This is a genomic window from Paraburkholderia sp. GAS206C, from assembly GCF_050435645.1.
Classification (GTDB): domain Bacteria; phylum Pseudomonadota; class Gammaproteobacteria; order Burkholderiales; family Burkholderiaceae; genus Paraburkholderia; species Paraburkholderia phenazinium_B.
Genome location: NZ_JBNDKR010000007.1, coordinates 268341 through 292081 on the forward strand (window position 1 = coordinate 268341; position 23741 = coordinate 292081).

General features: G+C 61.7%; 20 protein-coding genes. 9 read left to right on the top strand and 11 right to left on the bottom strand.

Annotated features, from left to right (window positions below; translation table 11 throughout):
• Positions 1-16 precede the first annotated feature (16 nt).
• From gspM to gspG, 7 genes are all read right to left on the bottom strand, one after another.
• Entirely contained in the window at positions 17-520 is a 504-nt protein-coding gene (gspM, locus tag P3T20_RS20955; protein WP_074262976.1) for a type II secretion system protein GspM, read from the bottom strand.
• Complete coding sequence (gene gspL / locus P3T20_RS20960) at positions 517-1920, bottom strand: type II secretion system protein GspL (RefSeq protein WP_429287689.1); 1404 nt, start codon at positions 1918-1920, stop codon at positions 517-519. The genes gspM and gspL overlap by 4 nt, the downstream gene beginning before the upstream one ends.
• Before the next feature lie 28 nt (positions 1921-1948).
• Positions 1949-3166, bottom strand: coding sequence for a type II secretion system minor pseudopilin GspK (gene gspK, locus P3T20_RS20965; protein WP_429287690.1), 1218 nt, complete (start codon positions 3164-3166; stop codon positions 1949-1951).
• A 547-nt stretch (positions 3167-3713) separates the two neighbouring features.
• Positions 3714-4391: a PulJ/GspJ family protein gene (locus P3T20_RS20970; protein WP_074262974.1), complete on the bottom strand. Its 678-nt coding sequence runs from the start codon at positions 4389-4391 to the stop codon at positions 3714-3716.
• Complete coding sequence (gene gspI / locus P3T20_RS20975) at positions 4369-4776, bottom strand: type II secretion system minor pseudopilin GspI (protein WP_429287814.1); 408 nt, start codon at positions 4774-4776, stop codon at positions 4369-4371. Before gspI ends, P3T20_RS20970 begins: the two co-directional genes overlap by 23 nt.
• Positions 4777-4789: 13 nt before the next feature.
• Positions 4790-5365 (bottom strand): GspH/FimT family pseudopilin, encoded by a 576-nt coding sequence (locus P3T20_RS20980; RefSeq protein WP_429287691.1) that lies wholly within the window; start codon positions 5363-5365, stop codon positions 4790-4792.
• Between the two features lie 43 nt (positions 5366-5408).
• Complete coding sequence (gspG, locus tag P3T20_RS20985) at positions 5409-5873, bottom strand: type II secretion system major pseudopilin GspG (protein ID WP_074262973.1); 465 nt, start codon at positions 5871-5873, stop codon at positions 5409-5411.
• 207 nt (positions 5874-6080) lie between these two features.
• Here gspG and P3T20_RS20990 point away from each other — a divergent pair, with 207 nt between their 5' ends.
• Entirely contained in the window at positions 6081-6503 is a 423-nt protein-coding gene (locus P3T20_RS20990; protein ID WP_254368734.1) for a type II secretion system protein N, read from the top strand.
• A 68-nt stretch (positions 6504-6571) separates the two neighbouring features.
• Here the strand turns inward: P3T20_RS20990 and gspF are convergent, their stop codons facing one another.
• From gspF to gspD, 3 genes are read right to left on the bottom strand one after another with little or no spacing between them, the layout of a single operon-like run.
• A complete protein-coding gene (gene gspF, locus P3T20_RS20995; protein ID WP_429287692.1) occupies positions 6572-7789 on the bottom strand; it encodes a type II secretion system inner membrane protein GspF in 1218 nt (405 codons plus the stop codon).
• Positions 7790-7793: 4 nt separating this feature from the next.
• Entirely contained in the window at positions 7794-9347 is a 1554-nt protein-coding gene (gene gspE, locus P3T20_RS21000) for a type II secretion system ATPase GspE (protein ID WP_429287693.1), read from the bottom strand.
• Positions 9344-11731 carry a type II secretion system secretin GspD gene (gspD, locus tag P3T20_RS21005; protein ID WP_074262970.1) on the bottom strand — a complete coding sequence of 796 codons (2388 nt, stop codon included), beginning with the start codon at positions 11729-11731 and terminating at the stop codon, positions 9344-9346. The genes gspE and gspD overlap by 4 nt, the downstream gene beginning before the upstream one ends.
• Positions 11732-12250: 519 nt before the next feature.
• On the opposite strand from gspD, the gene P3T20_RS21010 reads away from it, so the two are divergent.
• Together P3T20_RS21010 and P3T20_RS21015 are read left to right on the top strand one after the other, a co-directional pair.
• Entirely contained in the window at positions 12251-12697 is a 447-nt protein-coding gene (locus tag P3T20_RS21010) for a lytic transglycosylase domain-containing protein (protein ID WP_074262969.1), read from the top strand.
• 130 nt (positions 12698-12827) lie between these two features.
• A complete protein-coding gene (locus tag P3T20_RS21015) occupies positions 12828-14123 on the top strand; it encodes a GTP-binding protein (RefSeq protein WP_429287694.1) in 1296 nt (431 codons plus the stop codon).
• A 66-nt stretch (positions 14124-14189) separates the two neighbouring features.
• On the opposite strand, the gene P3T20_RS21020 is transcribed toward P3T20_RS21015, so the two are convergent.
• Positions 14190-14468 carry an HU family DNA-binding protein gene (locus P3T20_RS21020; protein WP_074262967.1) on the bottom strand — a complete coding sequence of 93 codons (279 nt, stop codon included), beginning with the start codon at positions 14466-14468 and terminating at the stop codon, positions 14190-14192.
• Between the two features lie 445 nt (positions 14469-14913).
• Here P3T20_RS21020 and mnmC point away from each other — a divergent pair, with 445 nt between their 5' ends.
• From mnmC to P3T20_RS21050, 6 genes are all read left to right on the top strand, one after another.
• Positions 14914-16881, top strand: coding sequence for a bifunctional tRNA (5-methylaminomethyl-2-thiouridine)(34)-methyltransferase MnmD/FAD-dependent 5-carboxymethylaminomethyl-2-thiouridine(34) oxidoreductase MnmC (gene mnmC, locus P3T20_RS21025; protein WP_429287695.1), 1968 nt, complete (start codon positions 14914-14916; stop codon positions 16879-16881).
• Between the two features lie 867 nt (positions 16882-17748).
• Complete coding sequence (locus P3T20_RS21030) at positions 17749-18951, top strand: cation:proton antiporter (protein WP_429287696.1); 1203 nt, start codon at positions 17749-17751, stop codon at positions 18949-18951.
• A 141-nt stretch (positions 18952-19092) separates the two neighbouring features.
• Entirely contained in the window at positions 19093-20208 is a 1116-nt protein-coding gene (locus P3T20_RS21035; RefSeq protein ID WP_074262964.1) for a YbdK family carboxylate-amine ligase, read from the top strand.
• A 621-nt stretch (positions 20209-20829) separates the two neighbouring features.
• Entirely contained in the window at positions 20830-21468 is a 639-nt protein-coding gene (locus P3T20_RS21040) for a MarR family winged helix-turn-helix transcriptional regulator (RefSeq protein ID WP_074262963.1), read from the top strand.
• A gap of 117 nt (positions 21469-21585) precedes the next feature.
• Positions 21586-22299: a glutamine amidotransferase gene (locus tag P3T20_RS21045; protein WP_074262962.1), complete on the top strand. Its 714-nt coding sequence runs from the start codon at positions 21586-21588 to the stop codon at positions 22297-22299.
• Positions 22300-22433: 134 nt separating this feature from the next.
• Positions 22434-23546: an NADH:flavin oxidoreductase/NADH oxidase gene (locus tag P3T20_RS21050; protein WP_429287697.1), complete on the top strand. Its 1113-nt coding sequence runs from the start codon at positions 22434-22436 to the stop codon at positions 23544-23546.
• The last annotated feature ends 195 nt before the right edge of the window (positions 23547-23741 follow it).

Consider the following 23741-nt stretch of genomic DNA (forward strand, 5'->3'; position numbering starts at 1 on the left):
TCCTGTGGCTGCACCGTCATTTAGCGGTCGATGGCTGCAGCGACGCCGTCAGGTCGACCTGTCCATCGTCCTTGAGCGCCGTGATATGGGCTTCGGCAATCTGCACCTTGAACTGCTTGCGCACATCGTCGACCCAGGCAGTCCACGCAGGAAACGACGCGTTCTTCAACTGGACCTGCACAGCGTTGCCCATCAACTGCACTTGCAGCGGCACGAGACCGTGTTCGGTAAGCGAAGCGGTGAGCGCATCCTTGAGGGCGCCGCCAGTGGGCGCCACGCCCTGAGCAGCGGACGACAGGCTGCGCGCTTCATCGGCTTGCGCCGTCATCTGCGCGAGTTGACGCTGTATCGCCGGCAGGCTCTCGCGTAAATGCGCGCGGCCGTCGAGGGCAGGGGCCAAAAGGATCGACCACGCAATCACCACACCGAGGGCCACGCCACCCCATAGCAGCAGCGTTTTCTCGCGCTCGGTGCGTCCGTCCCAGAATCCGGCCCACGTTTGAGCAAGTTCCGCTTTCATTGTCCGCTCCTGATGGTCCACTTGCCGGTATTGCTATCGATCGCGCCGGACAACCCATTGATTGACAGACGTTGCGCGAGGCCAGGATCCACTTTGACTTCCGGTTTGAACGTCACGTCCAGCCGACGGTCGTGATAGTCGAGCGCCGCGATGCCGTTGACCGGCAACGGTCCGAGCGAGCGCGCGAGTCCGGAGGCAAGCGACAGGAAGTCGTCCGGCGACAGTTCACCCGCCGCCACGCGCAACTGCTGCATCTGGCGCGACATCTGATCGGGCGCATCGAGCACGACGGTAGTCTTCGGGAAGGTGTTGAGCAGCACCTCGGTCATCTGCGCGTTGATCGCATCGCGCTGATGCGCGAGCACCATCCACTGCACGTTGACGCCGATGATCGCGACCACCAGCGCGGCAACCGCCAGCACGATCGGAAAACGCAGACGCCGTAACGTGGCGCGATCGAGCCGCCAAGGCTGCGAAGCGAACTCGAACTGACACAGATCGAAACGGCATTCGAGTGCGCGGCGCGCGAGCTTCTCGAACGGCAACGGTTGTGCGCCCTGCACCTGGCCGGCGAGTTTCGCCTGCGCGCCCGAACCCATGCCCGGCTCGTTACCCGGCACCTCGGTGAGCTGATAAAGCGTGACCGGCGCGGCGCCCGAGAGCGCCTCGAGAGTACTGTTGACAGCCGTCGCCGGCAACGCGAGCCCCTCGCCCTGGCGACCGCGCGCAATCGCCAGTTCCACACGAGTGGTGCTGGACTCCGGCGCCGCCTCGAGCAGCAGGGCGGGCGCAGTGGAGACGACGGCGCCGAGCACGGCCGCGACGACTGGCGCGGGCGGCTCGATTGGCAGACCAGCCGCGAGCTTGGCCGCTGCCCCGGGTTTCAACGTCGCCGAGGCTGCTTCGGCCTCGGCTTCAGCGAGCGCGGCGGCGGTTTCAGTGGCAGCGACGGTGACCGGAGCCGACGGCAGACAACGCGTGACCGGCACGGCACGCACGCTGCGATGACCGGCTGCAGCGAAAGCTTCGCAGATGAAGCGGAACCAGCCGCGATCGATGATGGCGAGCAGATGCCGGCCTTTGCCGAGCGGTTGCGGATCGAGCGCGATATGACAGGTTTGCGGATCCTGGATCAGTTGATCTTCGACGATGTTTGGCAATGCCTGACGCAGACGCGGTCCCTTCAGCGGGGGCAGGGTAGCGGGCATCATCAGGAGGTCGCGGGCCGCGACCATCAGGACCGTCGACGAGGTACGCGGCAGCAGCGCGAGCGAGGCCCGACCGGCGCGCTGCGTGCGGCCCGACTTGTCGAGCAACACGAACGGCAGCTCCGGCAGTTGCCATTCCTGCGATGGCACCGCCGGGTCACGCGGCGGCAGAAGGACGATCAGTGTGCTCAAAGGCCACTCTCTCCGGGAAAAGCGTTATTCATAGTTGATCCTGCACGCTCACGATGCGGGTGGTGTGCGTGAGCGCATCGCGATAGACGAGGGTCGTACGATCCACTTCCGCGCGTTCATGATCGACTCGGCCGTGGATAAAAAAGTAACTGGTGTTGACGTCGTAGAGACTGGGGTCGATCGACAGTTGCGGGACACCCGCACCCTGCAAGGCCAACTGTACATCGCCGACGTTATGAAAGAACACGGTTTGGCGGCGCGCAACGAACGCCTGCGCATTGGACAGGCTCATACCCTCGATGACGGCGGCGACGACTTCGGCCGGTGCAGTATTCATGTTGACTGCGGTAGTGGTAGGCAGATACGTCACGAAGGGACGCAGACGCGCGACCATGTCGGGGGAGAAGCCAGGCACATCAAGCAGCGAATCGACGCCCGTCATCTGCAGGGGCACGACAGAGGGATTGTCGTCGTCGTCGCTGATACCGGGTTTATCGGTGAAGTTATTGCCGCCGACGGCGCCGCCTACGACGGCCGGCGCTGTGTAGCCGCTGGTCAGGGCGGTCGTCTGGAAGCGCGTCGCGGAATGGGCGAGGCTGTTGCGAACCTGCACCGCGGCATTTTGTGCGACCGAGCCGTTGAGGCCAAGCAAGCTGAGCAAACGCTGGAAGGTCTGGATTTGCGACACGTTCAATTGCAGCATGCCAGGCGCTGGGCTTGAGACCAGGTTTCGCAGATTGAAGCGGGATTGGGCGTCTTCTATCGAGCCTGATAAGTACGTGTCGGCGCCTTCGGCGGCGCGGACTTCGCCTATTTGGCCGAGGAAGTCAGAGAGACGTGTTTTGGCTATGGGGACGCTCCAGACCCCGCCCAGGTAGGTTATTCCTGCGGAGGTGTCGCCTTCTGATCTCAGGATCAGGCGGGTCCAGTCGAGGGCGCCTCTTGATATCCATTGGGCCTGGGATAGCAGGCGCTGGTTTTCTATCCTGCGGATTTGTACTTGCTGGCGCCAGAGGATGCCTGAGACAAGGATTGCTGATAGGGCTACTACTAGTAATGCTGTGATTATGGCTACGCCGGTTTGCGCCTTTCTGTTTGCCTTGTTTGCCTGCGCAGCGCTTGTCCGTGTTCTTGCGGGGTTGGCCTTTCCTTGCTTTGCTCTCGATCTATTAGCGTCGCCCCTGTGCGGGGCAGCACTTACTTTCTTTGCCGCCGCAAAGAAAGTAAGCAAAGAAAGCGGGCTCACACCGCCAGCTTGTAGGTGCCCCCCTCTGTCCATAACCCGGAGTGGTCCGCGCACGAAATGAGCCCCCGCACTCTCACCCTCCGTGACAAAGGACTCATTCATCCCGCCCACGCACTTTGTGCGTGACGGTTGGGCACAACCATTGTTGGGTTGCTGAGCGCGCGACGCGGACGCAAGTGCCACTGCGGCTTGAGCGGGGGGCTGAACCCGGCGGCGGGGCGCGAAGCGCGACGCTGGAACGGATGACTGCCTTGTCACTAACGAGGAGGGTGCGAGGGATGATTGCGTGCGCGCACCACTCCGGGTTATGGACAGAGGGGGACACTTATAAGCTGGCGGGGTGAGCGGCTTTCTTTTGCCTACTTTTCTTTGCCGCTGCAAAGAAAAGTAGGTGCTGCCCCGCACAGGGGCGACGCTAATAGACCAAAAGCAAATCAAGGAAAGGCCAAAACAAACAAAACCAGAACAGAGAGCAAACACCCCCCCCGCCTGCGCAGCAGAAAAAGAAAGCCCGAACCCCGACGGTAGCAAACCCAAACCCACTTAATCACTCTCCGACGAGAAAAACCCGCGTAACCGGCCGCGCCAGCGAAGTCGCCCCAATCACAACCTCAAGCCCCGTCACCGACCGCGGCAGCGGCGCACTCCCCAACTGGGGAACCTTGAGATTGTTATCGTTCTCGGCAATCGCCGCCTGCACATCGCTCATCTGCGTAGTCCAGCCAACCTTTGGCACAAACAGCCGCGCACCGATCGAGCCAACTCCCCCCATCAATGGCACCGCACTCCATCCGTCGCCTTCGCCACTCCGCAAAGCCCCTCGCAACTCCCCCATCGTGCCCAGCGGCGGCGATGCATATCGCGTCACCCGGCCCTCCGTCACCCGGTATCGCACCACCTGCAGGCGCGGCGCCGTATCCGGCATGTCGAATTCGCGCACGATCTGCAACACGTTCCCGCTCACCGACACCGCGGCGGCCCCCGACTCGTCATCCGTCGCGGCATGCCGCACATCAATTCGCATCTGGTCGAACAACTGTGCGAACACGCGTTCGTCTTCCATCGCGCTCGTGATCGTCTGCCGTCCGCGGATGATCTGATCCAGTCCGCGCCACGACAACACCGCAATCACCGCCAGAATCGCAATCGCGACCAGCAGCTCGATCAGCGTAAAACCACGCGCGGTCCGGCGACCGCGGCGCTCAGAGCGAACGGTTCGTTTCATTCGCCACCACCGTCACCATCTGGGCAAGATTGCCGGCGCGGCCCGGTGTCGTTACCGCCACCTCCACCCGGCGAAACACCGGATTCGGTGTCGCCGTCACGCGTTCCGTACAAAGCAGTTGCAGATTTCCCTGCGAACAGTCGTAACTGCTCGATCCCACATCCGGCCAGCTATGTGCAAGCTTTAACTGCGCCAGCATGTTGTCCGCACTCCAACCGGCCAGCAGACGCTGATGCAGCTCCACCTCGCTGTTCGCCAGATTGCCCACCGCACGCATCGAGGCAGCGAGAGCCACCGCGATAATCGCCAGCGCCACCAGCACTTCAATCATCGTAAAGCCGCCCTGTGACTTCCGATGCATCGGGGCACGCCCGACATCCCTCATCCGGCCGCTCATCTCAACGCACCTCATAGCGGCCATTGCCCGTTCCCACGATCCGCGCCTGACCGACAGCGGAAAATAGCGTGATCTGCACCGGCGCGTCGATACTCTCCGTGCCGAACACCAGCCGCGACGGATGCACGTCCGAACCCGGATAGTCGATCGACACGCTCGTCACGCCGCCTTCCCAGCGACGCGCACCAAGCAGATCGTCACGCAAGGGACGCCAGCCGTCGTCGGTGTGCATATCGAAGCGAAAGCCGCCATCGAACGGCTGCCACGCAATCGGCCGGGCCCGCACCTGCGCTTCGTCGCCGGCCGATTCAAACAGCAACGCCAGGCGTTGCGCTTCTTCATTCAGATCCGTGCGTGGATTGCGCGTCACCGCGAGCGACGCCAGCGACACCAGCAGCCCGGCAATCACCAGCACCACCAGCATCTCCAGCAACGTAAAGCCAATCTGCCGGCTCGCACGCCGACGTCCGTCCGGCGTGGCCGCGACGGTTTGCTGCCAGGCATCGCGAGACGCCGCGTACGACACCTTCGCCAGATGCGCCGGGGCAACACGAGACTTGCAAGCGGACAGAGACATGGTGCCGGCGATAAGCGAGAGTGCGCGCAATAAACTCAACCGGTCATTCCCACGAGCCTATGTCGGCGTCGTTACCTTCGCCACCCGGTTTGCCGTCGGCGCCGTAACTGAACACGTCGATTTCACCGTGCACGCCCGGATTCAGATACTGATACCCATTGCCCCACGGATCGTTCGGCAGACGCTCGAGGTAACCACCGTCCTTCCAGTTGTTCGGGACCGGATCGGTCGAGGGCTTTTCAATCAATGCACGCAGCCCCTGGTCCTGAGTCGGGTAGCGGCCATTGTCGAGACGGTACAGCTTCAACGCCTGCATGATCGTGCCGATGTCCTGCTTCGCAGCGACGCGCCGCGCTTCATCTGGCCGGCTCATGATCTTCGGGACGATCAGCGCGGCCAGGATGCCGAGAATCGCGATCACCACCATGATTTCGATCAGCGTGAAACCACGCTGACGACGGTTGCGCAGACCCGCGATTTCAGTGCGGCGAGTGGTCCACATTTGCATAGCTTGCTACCTCTTTTCAGGAAGATTTTCGTGTCGGGCGAGTGTCGCGCCAGCCAGGATCAGCGTGCGATTTAACACTCCCGTTCTGTCATTTTAATGTCATGCAGTTGAAGGGTTGCGAGAAAACGCCGGGCCGTCCCAGGTTTCTCGTTTCCCCTCCAGGCAGGGGCACTTTCCCCCAACGCAAATTTCACAATAGTCCGTACAATGATGCGCATGAACGCCATCCAAATTCGCCTTCTGTCGCTCGCACTGTTCGCCGTGTTCTGCGCGACGCTCACTTACTGGGTCGTCACGCTCACCGCACTGCGAGGCGGCCCGTTGCCCGCTGCCGCCGTGAACCCGCCGGTCTCGGTCGACCAGGCGGCCACGCTGTTCGGTGGCCAACTGCAGCGCAGCGCCAACCAGGACGTGCGCCTGTTCGGTATCCTCTCGCTTCAGGAAGGCGGCGCCGCCATCCTCAGCGCGGGCGGCGAACCGCCGCGGGCCGTCTCGCTCGGCAGCGCCATCATGCAAGGCGCCAAGCTCTACGAAGTGCGCCCCCGTTCGATCATCATCGACCGCAACGGTGTGCGCTCCGAAGTGTTCCTGCCTGCCAATCCCGCCGGCCCCACCATCTACGTGCGCTAGGCAAACCCGCCGCCAACCGCTTCGCAAGCATCGAGCGCGCGTCCATCGTGGCCGCGCGCCTGAAGGCTTCATTGCACCAGGTTGTTCAACTCGATGATCGGCAGCATCACCGCCAGCACGATCACCAGCACCACGCCCCCCATCGCCAGAATCAGCAACGGCTCGAGCAGGCTCGTCAGGAACATCGTGCGCCGCTCGAGTTCGTTGGATTCGCCTTCAGCCGCGCGATCGAGCATCGTCGTCACGTCGCCGGTCGCTTCGCCTGAACGGATCAGGTGCACCAGCACCGGCGGAAACGTCTTCGTATTACCCAGTGCACGCGACAGCGATGTCCCTTCACGCACGCGCACAATCGCGTCGTCGATGTTGTCGCGCATGGCGCGGTTGCTGAGCGTTTCGCTTGCCGCCTGCAGCGCGCGCAGGATCGGCACGCCCGCTGCGGTCAGAATGCCGAGCGTGCTGGCAAAGCGCACGGTGTTGTAGCCGCGTACCAGCTTGCCGACCAGCGGGGCGGTCAGCAGCCAGCGGTCGAAGGCGAGACGCGGGCCAGGCTGGGCCAGAATCGACCGCACGATATACGCCACCAGCACGACCGCGATCAGCACCGCCCACCACCATTTCCGCACGAAGCCGGAGAGCGCCATCATCATGATGGTCAGCACCGGCAACTGCTGCTTGGTGCTCGCAAACACGTTGACGACCTGCGGCACGACATAGCTCAACAGGAACGTGACGATGCCGAAAGCGATGATCGTGACGATGGTCGGATACGTGAAGGCCAGCACGATCTTCTGCTTGAGCGCGTTACGTTGCTCGATATAGTCGGCAAGACGCGACAGCACGAGACCCAGCTTGCCGGTATGTTCGCCGGCGGCCACGAGTGCACGGTAGATCTCGGGAAAATCTTTCGGATGCTGGTGCAGCGCATTGGCGAGCGAATGGCCGCCAAGCACTTCCGCGCGAATCGACGCCATCAGCTCGCGGATGTAGTCGCGCTCCGACTGTTCGGTCAGCACACCGAGCGCTTCGTCGAGCGGTAAGCCGGCGATCAGCAGGCTGGCCAGCTGACGCGTGAGAATGGCCTGCTCGCGTTGCGACAGACGGCGCCCCAAAGAGAGCCGCTGATTGCGTTCGCCGCGCGTGCGGGTCGAGGCTGGCTCGACGATCAGCGGCGTAAGCCCCTGGCCGCGCAGATGCGTGCGGGCGCCGCGCGCGCTATCCGCGTCGAGTACGCCTTTCTGCGCCTTGCCCGTCGCATCGATCGCTTCGAAACGAAATGCCGGCATGGGGTTATGCTCCGCCCGTCACGCGGATCACTTCTTCGAGCGAGGTCAGGCCGGAAGCGAGCCAGCGGTCGGCGTCCTCGCGCAGCGTCCGCATGCCCTGGGCACGACCCGCCGTGAGGATCTCCGAATCGGCCGCGTTACGATGGACCAGCGTGCGGATCGTGTCGTCGATCAGCAGCAACTCGTACACGCCGCGCCGTCCTGCGTAACCGGAGTGGCCGCACTTCTCGCAACCCACCGGATGCCACTGCATGCGCCCGTCCGCGTCGGGGCGCTCTTCGCGGCACACCGGACAGAGCCTGCGCACCAGACGTTGCGCCAGCACGCCGAGCAGCGACGAAGCCAGCAGGTAAGGCTCGACACCCATGTCGGTCAAACGCGTTACGGCGGAGGCCGCGTCGTTGGTGTGCAGCGTCGCCAGCACCAGGTGACCGGTGAGGGAAGCCTGCACAGCAATCTGCGCGGTCTCGAGATCGCGGATTTCACCAATCATGATGATGTCCGGATCCTGCCGCAGTATCGAGCGCAGCGCCCGCGCGAAAGTCATACCGATCCGCTCGTTGACCTGAGTCTGGCCGATGCCCGACAGGTCATATTCAATCGGATCTTCGACCGTCATGATGTTGGTCGTCGCCGTCTCAAGCCGCGACATCGACGCGTAGAGCGTCGTTGTCTTGCCTGAGCCGGTCGGCCCGGTCACCAGCACGATGCCGTGCGGGCGGCCGATCAGCTTGTCGAATTTCGCCAGCGTGTCTGCGCCCATGCCGAGCGCTTCCAGATTCAGACGCGACGCGTCTTTCTCGAGCAGACGTAACACGGCACGCTCGCCGTGCCCGGTCGGCAACGTCGAAACCCGCACATCGACCGGGCGGCCACCCACGCGCAGCGTGATCCGGCCATCCTGCGGCAAGCGCTTTTCAGCGATATCGAGCTGCGCCATGATCTTGATCCGCGAGATCAACGCGCCGTGCAGCGCCTTCTTCGGCCGCACGACGTCGCGCAGCGTACCGTCGACGCGAAAGCGCACCACCGAGGCATTCTCGAACGGCTCGATGTGAATATCCGAAGCCTGTTCGCGCGCCGCCTGGGTGAGAAGGGCGTTGATCATGCGGATGATCGGCGCGTCGTCTTCCGATTCGAGCAGATCCTCGACCTCCGGGATCTCCTGCATCAGACGCGACAGATCGACTTCACCTTCCACTTCGCCCACCACCTGGGCTGCACTGCCATCGTGGCGTGCATAGGCCTGGTTGATTGCCAGCGCGAGTTCGTCAGCGGGCAGGCGCACTACCGTGAGAGCGCCGAAATTACGCGCGACCTCGGCGAGCGCAGCATCGCTCGTGCGTTCACTGATCCAGACTTCAAGGCTGTCGGCGTGCTGATGCGCAACCAGAATCTGGCCACTGCGCGCGAAGCCATAGGGCACGAGCCGTGCGGCGACTGCCGATGACGCGCCGCGCTCGGCAGGCTCCACCGCCAACGCGGGCGTCGTCGCGGCACCGGCCCGGGTCGCTGCCGACGACGCAGAACCTGACGACGGCGTGGACGGCGTACTCACGGTTGCGCTCCCGGCGCCGTGGTCACAGGCGAGTTGGTCGGCACAGGATTAGTCTGGACTGCAGCACCATTCGGCACCGCACCGCCATTCTGGACGGCACCACCACTCTGAACGGCGCCACCGTTCGGAACGGCACCGCCATTCGACACCGGCGCCCGGGAAGCGGGAGCCGGCGGCGCCATCTGCTGACGGCGCATCTCGTCAAGATTGAACAGGTTCATCGCGGGCGCACCGCCCTCGGCCGGGCCGATCGGCATCGGCGGAACCACCGGATCGTCCTTGTCCTTGATCAGGTTGTTATCCGACTTGTACGCACCCTGCACGCCCTGGATGTAGTCGTAACGGTTCTCCGTCACGGCCTGCGCGGTAGCGTGATCGGTGATGATCACGGGACGCAGGAACACCATCAGGTTAGTCTTGTTGCGACTCTTCGATTCCGAGCGAAACAGTTGGCCGATCCACGGAATGTCGCCCAGCAGCGGCACCTTGCTGTTGCTGACCTGGTAGTTGTCCTGCATCAGGCCGCCCAGCACGATGATCTCGCCGTTATCGGCGAGCACCGTCGACTGGATCGAACGCTTGGTGAACTCCGGGCCCGCCGGGTTGGTCGTCGCGTTGGTCGTGCCGGTGACGATCGCCGAATCTTCCGTGTAGAGTTGCAGCTTGAGAATCCCGCCGTCGGTGATCTGCGGCTTGACGTGCAGCGTCAGACCCACGTCGACGCGGTCATAAGTATTGAACGCCGCGCTCGAGGTGCCGCTCGTCAGGTTCGAATACGAACCCGTCTGGATCGGCACGTTCGTACCGACGACGATCTTGGCTTCCTCGTTGTCGAGCGTGATCAGGTTAGGCGTCGACAGCACGTTCGCGTCGGCGGTCTGCGACAGGGCCTGCAACAACGCACCGAGTCCCTGCACACCGAAAATGTTGTGCACCCAACCAACATTGAGACCTTGCTGGAGGTTGCTGGTCGTAAGCGCACTGGCGAGACCGCCGGCGGCCAGGCCGCCCGTCGCCGCAGCCGCCGTCAGATTGATAATGCTATTGCCGGTGCCGGTTGCCAGGTTGGTGCCGGCCAGCACCGAGTTGTTCGCGACTTGCCACTGAATGCCGAGATTGGCATTCGTGTTGGAGTTCAGCTCGACGATCAGCGCCTCGATATAGACCTGGGCGCGCCGTGCATCCAGCTGGTCGATCACCGAGCGCAGGTTACGATAGACCGCTTCGGGCGCCGTGATGATCAGCGAGTTGGTTGCCGCGTCCGCCTGGATCATGCCGCCAGGCTGGTTGTCGTCACTGCTCTTGTCCTTGTCGGTGCCGATCGTGTCGCCAGAAGCGCCGGCTGCGCCCGAGCTGGCGCCTCCGCCGAGCGGTGACGAGCTCGAGCCGCCTCCGAGTCCGCCCGACGGCAGCGGTGGGGTGCCCGAGGTGCCCGTCGAACTGCTGCCATACGAACTGCCTGAACTGCCGCTCGCGTTGAACGAATTCGCATTGTTCGATCCGCTCGATGAGCCGCTGTCGCCGCCTTTACCCAGCATGCCGCGCAAGGTCTTCGCGAGCGTCGCCGCATCTGCGTTGCGCAGTGGCACGACATGCATGTTGCCGGGCACGGCGCTCGGCGCATCGAGCTGCTTCGCCAGCTCCTTCGCGGCCGCAAGGCGCGCGCCGTTTGATGCACGGATCAGCAGCGAGTTGGTGCGCGCGTCGGCGGTAACCGAAACCTTTAGCGTCGCATCGGTCGCACCGATCGCACCCGGATCGAGCATCTTCGTCAGTTGCGGTGCGATGTCGAGCGCGTTGGCGTTTCTCAACGGCACCACCGAAACCTGCGTGCCCGCAGCCGTGTCGATGCCGGCGATGATCTGGGCGATCCGGCGCACGTTGTCGGCGTAGTCCGTCACGACAATCGTGTTGTTGGACGGATAGGCCGCCACCGTATTGTTCGGCGAGATCAGCGGACGCAGCACCGGCAGCACGTTATTGGCCGATTCGTTCCTGAGCTGGAACACCTGCGTGATCACCTGATCGCCGCGCGCCACCGGAGTATTGCCGACGTAAGTCGGTACGCCCTGCAGCTTGGCATCGGCTTCCGGCACGACCTTCAGCACGCCATGATCCTCTACCAGCGCGAAGCCTTGCATCCGTAAAGCAGACTGCAGGGTCTTGAGCGCCTGGTCCTCGGGCACCGGATTTTCGGAGACGAGGTTTAACTGACCCTTGACGCGTGGGTCGACGATGATCGTCTTCCCGGTTGCAGCGCCAATCGCCCTGGCCACCTGATCGATGTCGGCGTTGACGAAGTTGAGTGTCACCTGGGCGTGTGCGGTCTGCGCACCGATCAGGCCAGCCACCAGCAGCGCCGTTGCGACGCGACGCAATGCCATACGATTTCTTCTCATGGAGTTTGATGTCGATGCCGACCGCCGAAGCGACCCGCTGTCATGCGCAGCAAACATAGGTGCGTACCAGCGGTCCCCACGGCTCGTCACCGCCCCCGCGGGCGCTGGCAACCCCGACTGCCTTCCAACCTATGTCCGGAAAAAACGAACAGTAACAGTTTTTCATGTCGGATTTGTCACAAAACAACGGCTCCGGTGTGATTACTCTAAACAAGCTCGCACAACGTAAAAATTTTGAAAGCTTTGGTGAGGATTTGCCCGACCCGTCTGCGAGGTTCGTTTTTAGCGCGCTTATATCCGTTAGCCGACTTGACGCTCGACTGCCTGCCGGTATCATACGAGCCGATCATCCTGCCGGACGCAGGTTTGGCTACGCGGGTTTTCCCCGATGTCCGCCACGGGCTCGGTGTTGGCGGGTTTGCGGGCATGCACAGGTGCATGCTAGGCGCGAGCAAAATGCCTTACCGCATCTTACCTATGTGAATTGCTTAGTCATCTTGACCGATGAAACGGACTCTTCTGACTGTCGCTACGGTACTCGGCACGCTGTTCGCAGCGGGGCAGGCGCACGCCGACTGTTTCGATGAGGCTGCCCGTTATCAGAAGGTCAATCCGCTGATCTTGCGGGCAATTGCCTGGCAGGAGTCGCACAACCGGCCCGACGCGCTGCATAAGAACGCCAACGGCTCGACCGACTACGGCCTGATGCAGATCAACTCCGTTCATCTCCCCACGCTGGCCCTGTATGGCATCTCCAGCAACACGCTGATGGAACCGTGCAAGAACGTCTATATTGCCGCCTGGCATCTGCGCCAGCAGATGAACAAGTACGGCAACACCTGGCAAGCGGTGGGCGCCTACCATTCGGAAACGCCGTCGCTGCGCGACCAGTATGCGCAACAGATTGTCGGTATCCTGCGTAAGTGGAACCTGATCGCAGCGTCGCACTAAGGGGTGGCTTGGCCGGAGTTTGCGCGAACGGCGCGGGTTTGATGCACAATGCGGCTTCGTGCTGCCATCGGCCCTGCGACTGCGCTTGAGTGCCCGGCACGCCTCCTTACCTCTCCGTTTCCGTACTGCGATGAACCAGCCGACTCTGCCCGTCACCGTGCTCTCCGGTTTTCTGGGCGCCGGCAAGACCACGCTCCTGAACCATATTCTTGCCAACCGCGCCGGTCTGCGCGTGGCCGTGATCGTCAACGATCTGGCCGCCGTCAACATCGACGCGACGCTCGTGCGCGACGCCGCCGCGCTCTCGCACCTCGAAGAACAGCTTGTCGAGATGAGCAACGGTTGCATCTGCTGCACGCTACGCGACGACCTGCTGGTCGAGATCCGGCGTCTTGCCGGCGAGCAGCGTTTCGACGCGATCCTGATCGAATCGACCGGCATCGCCGAGCCGATGCCGATCGCCGAAACCTTTACCTTCGTCGACGATGACGGCAAGTCGCTCTCCGATGTCGCGCGCCTCGACACGATGGTGACGGTCGTCGACGCCTTCAACTTCCTGCGCGATTACGGTTCGGCCGACGCGCTCGCCGAACGCGGCATTGCAGCGAGCGAAGAAGACGACCGCACGCTGGTGGAATTGCTGATTGAACAGATCGAGTTCTGCGACGTACTGGTGGTGAACAAGGTCGATCTCGTCAGTGCGGACGATCTGACGCGCCTGCAGCGGATTCTCGCGCGCATCAATCCGCGCGCCGTGCAGGTGGTGAGCCTCTTTGGTGTGGTGCCGCTCGAAGAAGTGCTGGACACGAAGCGCTTCGATTTCGATGCGGCGTCGAGCGCGCCCGGCTGGCTCGCGTCGCTGGAGCATGATCACGAGCACGGGCACGATCACAGCGGGGAAGCCGACGAATTCGGCATCGGCAATTTCGTTTATCGCGCTCGCCGGCCGTTTCATCCCGAGCGTCTGTGGGCACTGCTGCATGAAGAATGGAAAGGCGTGCTACGCAGCAAGGGTTTCTTCTGGCTCGCCACGCGTAACGACATTGCCGGCTCGCTTTCACAAGCAGGCGGCGCATGCCGCCACGGCCCAGCGGGAATGTGGTGGGCCGCCCAGGATCGCAGCGAATGGCCCGACGGCGACGACGAACTCGCTGCGGAAATCGCCGCCGACTGGCATGGCGACGCGAACGACTTCAGCGTCGGCGACCGGCGTCAGGAACTGGTGATGATCGGCGTTGGTATCGACCCGGCCGTGTGGAGCGCAAAGTTCGATGCGTGCCTGCTCACCGACGACGAATACGCGTTAGGTCCGCAAGGATGGCTGCAATTTGCCGATCCATTCCCGGCTTGGGATTTCGATGCCGAAGAAGATCACGATCATGATCACGACCACGGCGATGGTGAAATCGTCCATCACCATCACTGAGCGTGCGTCGTTCAGACGAAAAAAAACCCGCCCGAGGCGGGTTTCAACAACGGAGCACTGCTGTGCTTAGCGCTTGTTGACTGCGTCCTTGAACGCCTTGCCAGCCGTGAACTTGACGGTCTTGGCAGCCGGGATCTTGATGGTCTCGCCGGTCTTCGGGTTACGTCCCGTACGTGCTGCGCGCTTGCCCGAACCGAAGCTACCAAAACCGATCAACTGGACCGCATCACCCTTCGACACAGCCTTCTTGATCACTTCGAGCAACGTGTCCAGCGTTTCGCCGGTTTGAGCCTTGCTGGCGCCCGTCTGACCTGCGACGGCGTCGATCAGTTCCTGTTTGTTCATTAAGGTTCCTTTCTGGTTTAGGTTGACACGAACAGCGCGAACGCGCCGATTATACGTGCGCGGGCCGCGCCGTCGAGCAGCTACGGCTGTGCAGCTACCCGGACAACGCGACGGGCTGCTTGCGCAATGACGACCGTGCTGCCGCTTCCCTTCGCGGCGCTTGCTATGATAGCGCAGCGCAAACCCAATCTGGACAAGGGTTTCGAAGAAATACAGGCTGGTTGGCCCCATCCAGCCGTGAAATTACCATTTTTGCTATTCCTGGAATCGAAACGGCCGCCTAACCAGGGCTTTACATGAGGCTGGCGTTGGTTTTTGCCAACGTTCCAGCCGTGTTTTGAGCCGCTGCTGGCTTGCTTCTGACTTTTAGCGACTTGCTGCGCGATGGCCGGCGCGCCTCGTCCGGCAACGCTTGACCTGCACGTCCGTAGGTTTTTCACACTGCATGACCGATCCGCTGATCCCTGCCACGCTGGCGTTTCGCGACAACGGCACGCCGTTTTCGCCTCGCCACGACGACATCTATCACAGCGCTGTGGGCAGTCTTGCCCAGGCGCAATACGTTTTCCTGCAAGGCAACGGCCTGCCGGAACGATGGCAGCGCCGACGCGTTTTCTCGGTGCTCGAGACGGGCTTCGGGATGGGCATCAACTTCCTGACGACCTGGGCCGCGTGGCGCGCCGACCCCGCAAGATGCGAGCGGCTTCATTTCGTTTCGACGGAAAAACACCCTTTTTCACGGGCTGATCTGTTGCGCGCGTATGCCGCGACGGTTGCGGACGCATCGATTACGGGCCTCGGACAAAGCCTCGCCGACGCATGGCCGATGCTGGTTCCAGGCACCCACCGGCTTGAATTCGAAGGAGGGCGCGTCTCGCTGACACTGGTGTTCGGCGACGCCGTCGACACTCTGCCGACGCTGTGGCTGCGCGCCGACGCGTTCTATCTGGATGGTTTTGCGCCGGCGAAAAATCCCGAATTGTGGACACCGGCGATTTTCAAATCGCTCGCACGTCTCGCTGGCGAAGATGCTACGTTTTCGACCTACACGAGCTCGGGCGACGTGAAACGCGCACTCACCCAGACTGGCTTCGAGTATCGCAAGGTCGAGGGCTTCGGCTGGAAACGCGCCATGCTGGTGGGCCGTTTTGCGCCACGCTGGAGAGTGCGGCGGCACGAACCGCCCGCGCCGCTCGCCGTGGACGACCGGCATGCGGTCGTGATCGGGGCGGGGCTAGCAGGCTGCGCATTGATCGAGCGGCTCACCGCACGAGGCTGGCAGGTGACCTCGCTCGAACGGCACGATGCGTTGGCTCGCGATGCTTCGGGCAATCCCGCTGGCGTATTTCATCCCATGCTCTCGCGTGACGACAGCGTCGCCTCGCGCATCACACGCGCCGGCTTTCTATATGCACTGCAACGCTGGGCAATGCTGGCGCACGCGGGAAATCGCCCGGTACGCGGCGCGGAAGGCCTGCTGCAACTCGCCGCGACCGACGAAGAAGCCAGCATGATGGCGGCGTCACTGGCGGCGTTCGGTTATCCATCTGACTACGTGACACCGCTCGAACGTGTGCAGGCAGAGAGGATTGCGAAGCTCCCGGTTGCACACGGCGGATGGCTGTTTCCACATGGAGGGTGGATCGATCCCGTCACCCTTTGCGCGGCTCAATGCGCAGCGGCGGGTCAACGACTCGAGCGCCGTTTTGGCGTTGAAGCCGCGCATGTCGAACGTTCGGGCAATCAATGGAGCGTGCTCGACGCGAATGGACACACGCTTGCGCGCGCACCGGTCGTGATCTTTGCAAACGCACATGACGCCGCGCGCGTCGCCGGCTTGCGATACTCGCCAACCCAAAGCGTGCGCGGTCAATTGACCTTGCTGCCCGCCGGCAGCGTGCCGTCGCCCGCGCTGCCCGTGATCGGCGAAGGCTACGCCGTGCCGTTGCCCGATGGCGTCACGCTGACAGGGGCAACCTACGATATCGACGATCCCGAGCGCTCCATGCAGGCTGCAGGACACATCGAAAATCTGCAACGTCTCGCACAGATGTTGCCCACCTTCGCTACTGCCTTTGACCAGCAGCATGTTGCGTCACTAGCCGGGCGCGTCGCATTTCGCTGTGTAACGAGCGACCGCCTGCCGATGATCGGCGCGCTCGCCGACGAAGCCGCCGCCATCCAGGACCGGGAGCGTTTGCGCGGCGCGTGGCCACTCGATCTGCCGCGCGCGGACGGTTTATACGGTGCGTTCGCCTATGGTTCACGCGGCCTCGTCTGGGCCGGCCTCGGCGCCGAGTTGATCGCCTCGCAGATCGAAGGCGAACCCTGGCCGATCGAGCGCGACCTCGCCGAAGATCTCGACCCCGCACGTTTTCTACTACGTGCATTGCGTCAGGAAACAGCCCGATAGCCAGCCAGCCACGCAAAAAGTTATCCACGTCAGACTGTGGATAACCTGTCGGAATGCAGGCGCAAGTGATGTGGACGGCGTGTGGACGTAAACGGGGTAACTTCGTCGCGCACCAGAAACGCAAAAAGTTACCCCCGGCTCCTGGCCTCAACCGCACATCCTGTGCAGCGGGTTGTGCGTTCGACAACGCGCTGATTCGGCTCGGTAAACATGACTTATCCACAGAAATGGACCGGACTTGTTAACTGCTACTACGTATACATACGAGTAAACCAATAAACAGAAAGACCGCGGTGGGACGGCGCTTATCGAGAATGCAAAAACCTGGATCGCACGGACTTTTGCAGCACAGCAAAAAAGAAAACATCGACGTCGCAGATTGGTGAAGTGACGGACATCTGAGCGTCAGAGCAGAATCCGAACCGGTCGCTTTTTCTTGTTCTGCTGCGAAATACGCTCATTTTTACCGCTTCAGGCCGCAATTCGAGTGGTTTCCGTAGACGCCGAAAAGCTATGGCACAATCGCCGTTCTTTCCGCGTCCTGCCCTCCGTCAAACGGCAGACGCACCAATGGAACGGTGCCGGTCCATCGGACTCTGATTCAGATCGACGGCGCTCTTTCATCCAATCGTTGTATTTCGCAACGCTGGTCGGCACAAAACACACGCAGCGATGAAAGCATGGTGTGTTGATGGGGTCACCGGTGTTCCGCCGGTTCGTGTCGCCTGCCGTTGCTCACAGCAACTCTGTTGCATGGGATTGGAGTAGGCGCTAAAGCGCCAGCCCCAGTCGACCGCGATAAAACTGCATGGGACTCGAGTAAGCGCTAAAGCGCTAACTCGGATCGACAAAGGAGAACCCACCAAGATGAAGTCGGCGTTTTCATTCTTCCCCGGCTGGCCGCTCTCACCTGATGCCATTTTCTGGGCAGGGCTCGCATTGCTCGCCGCTGGTTTATGCGGCGAACTTTGCTATCGCGCGTGGCGCTTGCCACGCATTTCCGGTTACGCCGTTATTGGTCTGGTGGCAGGTGCCGCAGGCTTCGGTGTGATCGATACCGTTTCGGCGAAAGCTGCCCGCCCCTTACTCGATGTCGCGCTCGGCCTTTTGCTGTTCGAACTGGGCAGCCGGCTCGACTTGCGCTGGATCCGTCGCAACCCCTGGTTGATTCTCTCGAGCATCGCGGAATCGACACTGACGTTCGTGCTGGTGTTGCCAGTGCTGCTGTTTCTTCATGTCCAGCTAATCGTTGCCCTGGTGCTCGCGGCGATCGCGATGGCCACTTCGCCTGCCATGGTGATTCAGCTGAAAACAGAGTTGCGTGCAGAAGGGCAGGTCACGCAGCGTTTGTTGACTTTGACAGCGCTCAACAGCATGTACGCGGTTGTGATCGAAAAACTTGTGTCAGGATGGTTGCATCAGGAAACCTACGGCAACGCATTCGCCACGATCCTGCAACCGCTTTACCTGTTGATCGGCTCACTGGTTCTCGCGTTTGCGCTCGCACGCACCTGCATCTTTTTCTATCGCCGTATGAACATGCAGGACGAACATTCTTTCGTCGCATTGTTCGGACTTGTGCTGCTGGCCATTGCGATCGCACATCTGTTCAAGCTTTCGACCATTCTCAGTCTGCTCGCCGCCGGCATCATCGTGAAGAACATGGAAGCGCGGCCGCAGCTTTGGCCGCAGCATTTCGGCACTGCGGGCTGGTTGCTGACCGTGATTCTTTTCGTGCTGACGTTGACGTCGTTCGAATGGAAAGACATCGGCATTGGCGGACTTGCGGCACTTGGACTGATCCTTGCGCGCCTCGTTGGCAAGCTGGTTGGCGTGCTCGCCTTCGCGAAACCGAGCGGATTGAACTGGAAGCAGGGTGTTGCGCTTGGACTTTCGCTTTCGCCGATGTCCGCGCTCGCCTATCTGCTGGTTGACGATACCTACAGCCTCTATCCGAATCTGGATCCCGGCTTGCGCGCGATCATGATGTGTTCGATCGTTGTACTACAGATTGTGGGACCGTGGCTCGTGTATCGCTCACTTGCGCTGGTGGGCGAACGGCGAGAATGAGCGGCTCGCCCGCTGCCGCGTTGCGCGCAAAGCTGCGCGCCGCAATGCCGTGCGCCGCATTTCTGCATGCATATGCGACATTGAACATTGAAACGGCGGGGCAGGTTTAGCCTGTCCCGCGGACTTGAATCAGGGGACGCCATGTCACTCGAACGCTTCGTCGATTCGCAACCGTTCACCTTCGGTATCGAACTCGAGATGCAGATCGTCAATACTCATGACTATGATCTGACCAAAGCCGCTTCCGATCTGTTGCGGCTCATCAAGGATGAAAAAATCCCCGGCAACATCACGCCGGAGATCACCGAAAGCATGATCGAACTCTCGACCGGCATCTGCACGTCGCATGAGCAGGCGTTGACCGATCTGCGCACGATCCGCGACACGCTGGTCAGCGCCGCCGATCATCTGAACGTTGGCTTGTGCGGCGGCGGCACCCACGCTTTCCAGCAATGGAGCGACAGGCAGATCGTCGACACGCCTCGCTTTCAGTACCTTTCCGAGTTGTATGGCTACCTTGCCAAGCAGTTCACCGTGTTCGGCCAGCACGTGCATATCGGCTGTCCGAATTCGGACAGCGCGCTGTTTCTCCTACACTCGATGTCGCGTTTTATTCCACACTTCATCGCGCTTTCGGCATCGTCGCCGTTCGTGCAAGGCGTCGATACCGGCTTTCATTCGGCGCGTCTGAATTCGGTTTTTGCCTTTCCGCTGTCAGGCCGCGCGCCGTTCATGCTGACGTGGGACAGCTTCGAAGAGTACTTTTCGAAGATGGTTCACACGGGTGTCGTAAACAGCATGAAGGATTTTTACTGGGACATTCGTCCGAAGCCGGGCTTCGGCACGATCGAGGTGCGGGTGATGGACACGCCGCTGTCGGTCGACCGGGCCGCGGCGATTGCCTGCTACATCCAGACCCTTGCGCGTCATCTGCTGCTCGATAAACCGCTGACGCCGAAGGAAGACGATTACCTTGTCTACACATTTAATCGTTTCGAAGCGTGCCGCTTTGGACTGGAGGGAACCTGTATCGATCCGCAGACCGGCGAGCGTAAAACGATTTCAGAAGACATTCTCGAGACGCTCGATCGGATCGCGCCGCATGCCGAAGCGCTCGGTTCGGGGAAAGCGCTGGCCGAAGTCGCTTCGATCGCGCGTGGTCAGGTCAACGATGCAACCTGGTTACGCACGGTCTTCGAACATGAAAAATCGTTGCATGAGGCGGTTCGGCAACAATGTTTGCAGTGGCGCGCGTAAGCGAATAAGGTCGGCGATGCCCGGCTAGAATCTGCAGACGGAGAATTTTTTGCGAATTTTTTTCGTCGTCCTGATTCCAGTAAGTGTTCCTTAGAGATTTCCAAAGTTTACGTATACATACGTAGTAGTAGTTAACAAGCATGACACCGGCCTGTGGACAACTGAATAATTCCCTGAAAAGTCAAAGTCATGCGTTAATGATAACTGCGCGGTTCGGACGAGGATCCAGGGTGGAAAGTCCGGATAACTTTGCGGGCGCAGAGGGGACGAAAGGCTTGTCAAGAATCGGTGCACAGGCAGTCCCGGGCGTTTTTCAGTGGTTATCCACAGGTGAGCGTGAATAACTTAGCTGTACGATTGGCCGCTCTCGCATAGAATGTCGTTTTCGCTGCTTCGGCATGGTGGAGTCGCAGACCGGTTTCAGGGAGGCGACTGTGTTGGAGATAGCAAAAAAGTGTTGTAGCGTTTGCCAGCAATGGCGTACGAAGCGGTACATTTTCGAGATAGTTGATTCAGTCCGTCCGTGGTTCGGGCGAGGCTGCCCCCACACAGGCTGCCGGCGTGTTTGGCACCCGACGGCCAGCTAAACAGCGGCATGCTGTCAATAACCAACGAAAGATTATGAGCGAAGGCGTATACGGAGAGCAGGCAACCGGGCGAGTTACCCACAGCCTATTGCGACTGAGCACGGCCATGCGAAGCCAGGCATGGGAGTGGGCCGAAGGCGCGGGACTGACGCCGACCCAGGGCGAGATTCTGGTGTTGCTGATGCAACGCAAGGGTCCGATGCGTCTGGGCGAGATCGCACGTGAAACGGCTTTGACGGCCGCGACCACAAGCGACGCAGTCAGCACTTTGGAAAGCAAGGGACTGGTCGAAAAGCGCCGTGCGCTCGACGACGGCCGCGCCCTCGCGGTACGTCTGACGGCTCGTGGCCGCACGGCAGCCAAGCGCGCTGCGCAATGGCCGGACTTCCTGTCGAAGGCAGTCGGTACACTGCGTGACGACGAGCAGGCGCTGTTCTACCGCACCTTGCTGAAGACGGTTCGTCAGCTCGAAGAGCAGGACGACATCCCGCCGCACCGCATGTGTCTGACGTGTACGCACTTCGAGCCGAGCAAGAATGCGAAGAAGACGCCGCATCATTGCAAGCTGCTCGACCTGAACATGTCGGATACGGAAGTGCGCCTGGATTGCTCCGTTCACGAAACGGCTGACGTCGCGACCCAGAAGAAAATCTGGAAGATCTACGCGCAGTAACGCGAGGTCTGCTGTAAGGCGAAACCGGTCATGGCAGCCGCTCGACGCGGCCTGCCTGGCCGGTTTTGTGCCGTCGGACGACTTATTTTTTGTTCAAACTGAGGGTGAGATGTGCCGATGAATCACGAAGTTCTGGCTATTCGCCATGTCCACTTCGAAGATCTGGGCAGTCTCGAACTGGTGCTGGGCGAGCGCAGCCGGCCGGTGCGTTATCTCGATGTCGGATTTGCCCGCATCGAGGCGCCGGATCCTGTTGCGCCTTCGCTGATGGTCATTCTCGGCGGCCCGATCAGCGCCATTGACGATGCGCGCTATCCGACCATTACGCCGCTGTTGTCGATGATCGAAAAGCGTATCGCAGCAGGTTTGCCGACGCTCGGCATTTGCCTTGGCGCGCAACTGATTGCACGCGCGCTCGGCGCGCGGGTCTACCGCGCACCTCAGACCGAACTTGGCTGGACGCCGCTCACGCTGACGGAAGCCGGACGGGCGTCGCCGCTTCGGCATCTGGACGGCGCACTGACCTCCATGCTCCATTGGCACGGCGATACTTTCGACCTGCCCGCAGGCGCGACGCACCTTGCGTCCACAGTCGCCTGCGAAAACCAGGCGTTCAGCTGGGGCAAACATGTGCTCGGCCTGCAATGCCACCCGGAAATCCGGGCCGACCGTTTCGAGCCCTGGCTGATCGGCAATGCCGGGGAAATCGCCTCTGAAGGCATCGATGTGCGTGAACTCCGTGCCGATACCGCCCGGTTGGGTCCGCGCCTGGAAGAGGGCGCGCGCCTGATGTTCGGCGAGTGGCTCGATCAGGTCGAGAAGAAGGCATAAACCGTACGTAGTGCCAGGCGCAATAGCGGCCGGGCATCGGGTGCCGCGGCTGATGGATACGTACTGCTGTCCAGCAACGAATCGGGCACGGTGCTATCCTCATTCGCTCTTCCGCAATCCCAAAGGCGTAATCCATGAGCGCGCTTTTCTCTCCGCTCACGCTGCGTAGCGTGACACTTACTAATCGCATTGTTGTGTCGCCAATGTGTCAATACTCCGCCGAGCGCGGCGAGGCGACCGCATGGCACATGATCCATCTGGGCAGCATGGCGTTATCGGGCGCAGGCATGCTGTGCATCGAGGCCACGGCGGTCGAACCCGATGGCCGCATCACCCCGGGCGATCTCGGCCTCTGGGACGACGCGACCGAAGCCGCACTCGTGCCGGTGCTTGCAGCTATCCGCAAACACTCCTCGATCCCGGTCGCGATGCAACTCGCGCACGCCGGACGCAAGGCCTCGAGCCACACGCCATGGGACGGCGGTCAGCTGATTCCGGTTGCCGAGGGCGGGTGGTTGCCCCACGCACCGTCTTCGCTGCCGCACAAAGCAGGCGAGGAACCGCCGCTCGCGCTCGATACGCCGGGTCTCAACCGCATTCGCGAGGCGTTTGCGGCATCGGCCCGACGCGCAGCGCGTCTTGGTATCGACGCGCTGGAAGTGCATGGCGCACACGGCTATCTGCTGCATCAGTTCCTGTCGCCGATCGCCAATCAACGCCAGGACGAATATGGCGGTTCGCGTGAAAACCGCATGCGCTTTCCGCTGGAGATATTCGAAATCGTGCGCGCCGCGTTTCCGGCCGACAAGCCGGTCGGCGTGCGGGTTTCCGCAACCGACTGGGTTGAAGGCGGCTGGAGTCTCGACGACACGATCGCCTTCGCGCAGGAGTTGAAAAAGCGCGGTTGCGACTGGATCGACGTGTCGTCAGGAGGCGTCTCGCCGTTGCAGAAGATCCCGCTCGAACCGGGTTATCAGGTTCCGTTCGCGCGCGCGGTGAAGCAGGCTACGGGTCTCCCCACGATCGCAGTGGGTCTCATCACCGATCCGCTGCACGCCGAGCAACTGATCGAAGAGGGTGACGCAGACCTGATCGCATTGGCTCGCGGACTGCTCTACAACCCGCGCTGGCCGTGGCATGCCGCCGCCCAACTGGGCGCGACAGTCGAAGCGCCGCCGCAATACTGGCGCTCGCAACCGCGCGATCAGAAAGCGCTGTTTGGTGAGATTTCGTTCGGACAGCGTTAGATCTGTCGCCGGCACAACATGCTGATGCTTGTTTGACGGTTGAAGGAAGCCATAGCAAGCGTGTACGATGCCGGATGTGACGCAAGTGCGTTGCAAGATGACGCGGCGCCTGCATGGCGCCGCGTTTGCTATTCGCGTCGGAAAATCCGGCTGCTGGCGTGTCGCCGGTGCTGACGAAAGCCGGGATGTTCACCT

Coding starts and splice junctions, on each gene's coding strand:
- P3T20_RS20980 (WP_429287691.1), bottom strand. CDS start 5,365: ATGTCTCTGTCCGCTTGCAAGTCTCGTGTTGCCCCGGCGCATCTGGCG.
- P3T20_RS20970 (WP_074262974.1), bottom strand. CDS start 4,391: ATGAAACGAACCGTTCGCTCTGAGCGCCGCGGTCGCCGGACCGCGCGT.
- P3T20_RS21020 (WP_074262967.1), bottom strand. CDS start 14,468: ATGAACAAACAGGAACTGATCGACGCCGTCGCAGGTCAGACGGGCGCC.
- P3T20_RS21030 (WP_429287696.1), top strand. CDS start 17,749: ATGAAGTCGGCGTTTTCATTCTTCCCCGGCTGGCCGCTCTCACCTGAT.
- P3T20_RS21015 (WP_429287694.1), top strand. CDS start 12,828: ATGAACCAGCCGACTCTGCCCGTCACCGTGCTCTCCGGTTTTCTGGGC.
- gspI (WP_429287814.1), bottom strand. CDS start 4,776: ATGAGGGATGTCGGGCGTGCCCCGATGCATCGGAAGTCACAGGGCGGC.
- gspG (WP_074262973.1), bottom strand. CDS start 5,873: ATGCAAATGTGGACCACTCGCCGCACTGAAATCGCGGGTCTGCGCAAC.
- P3T20_RS21045 (WP_074262962.1), top strand. CDS start 21,586: ATGAATCACGAAGTTCTGGCTATTCGCCATGTCCACTTCGAAGATCTG.
- P3T20_RS20990 (WP_254368734.1), top strand. CDS start 6,081: ATGATGCGCATGAACGCCATCCAAATTCGCCTTCTGTCGCTCGCACTG.
- P3T20_RS21035 (WP_074262964.1), top strand. CDS start 19,093: ATGTCACTCGAACGCTTCGTCGATTCGCAACCGTTCACCTTCGGTATC.
- mnmC (WP_429287695.1), top strand. CDS start 14,914: ATGACCGATCCGCTGATCCCTGCCACGCTGGCGTTTCGCGACAACGGC.
- gspF (WP_429287692.1), bottom strand. CDS start 7,789: ATGCCGGCATTTCGTTTCGAAGCGATCGATGCGACGGGCAAGGCGCAG.
- P3T20_RS21050 (WP_429287697.1), top strand. CDS start 22,434: ATGAGCGCGCTTTTCTCTCCGCTCACGCTGCGTAGCGTGACACTTACT.
- P3T20_RS21040 (WP_074262963.1), top strand. CDS start 20,830: ATGAGCGAAGGCGTATACGGAGAGCAGGCAACCGGGCGAGTTACCCAC.
- P3T20_RS21010 (WP_074262969.1), top strand. CDS start 12,251: ATGAAACGGACTCTTCTGACTGTCGCTACGGTACTCGGCACGCTGTTC.
- gspD (WP_074262970.1), bottom strand. CDS start 11,731: ATGGCATTGCGTCGCGTCGCAACGGCGCTGCTGGTGGCTGGCCTGATC.
- gspM (WP_074262976.1), bottom strand. CDS start 520: ATGAAAGCGGAACTTGCTCAAACGTGGGCCGGATTCTGGGACGGACGC.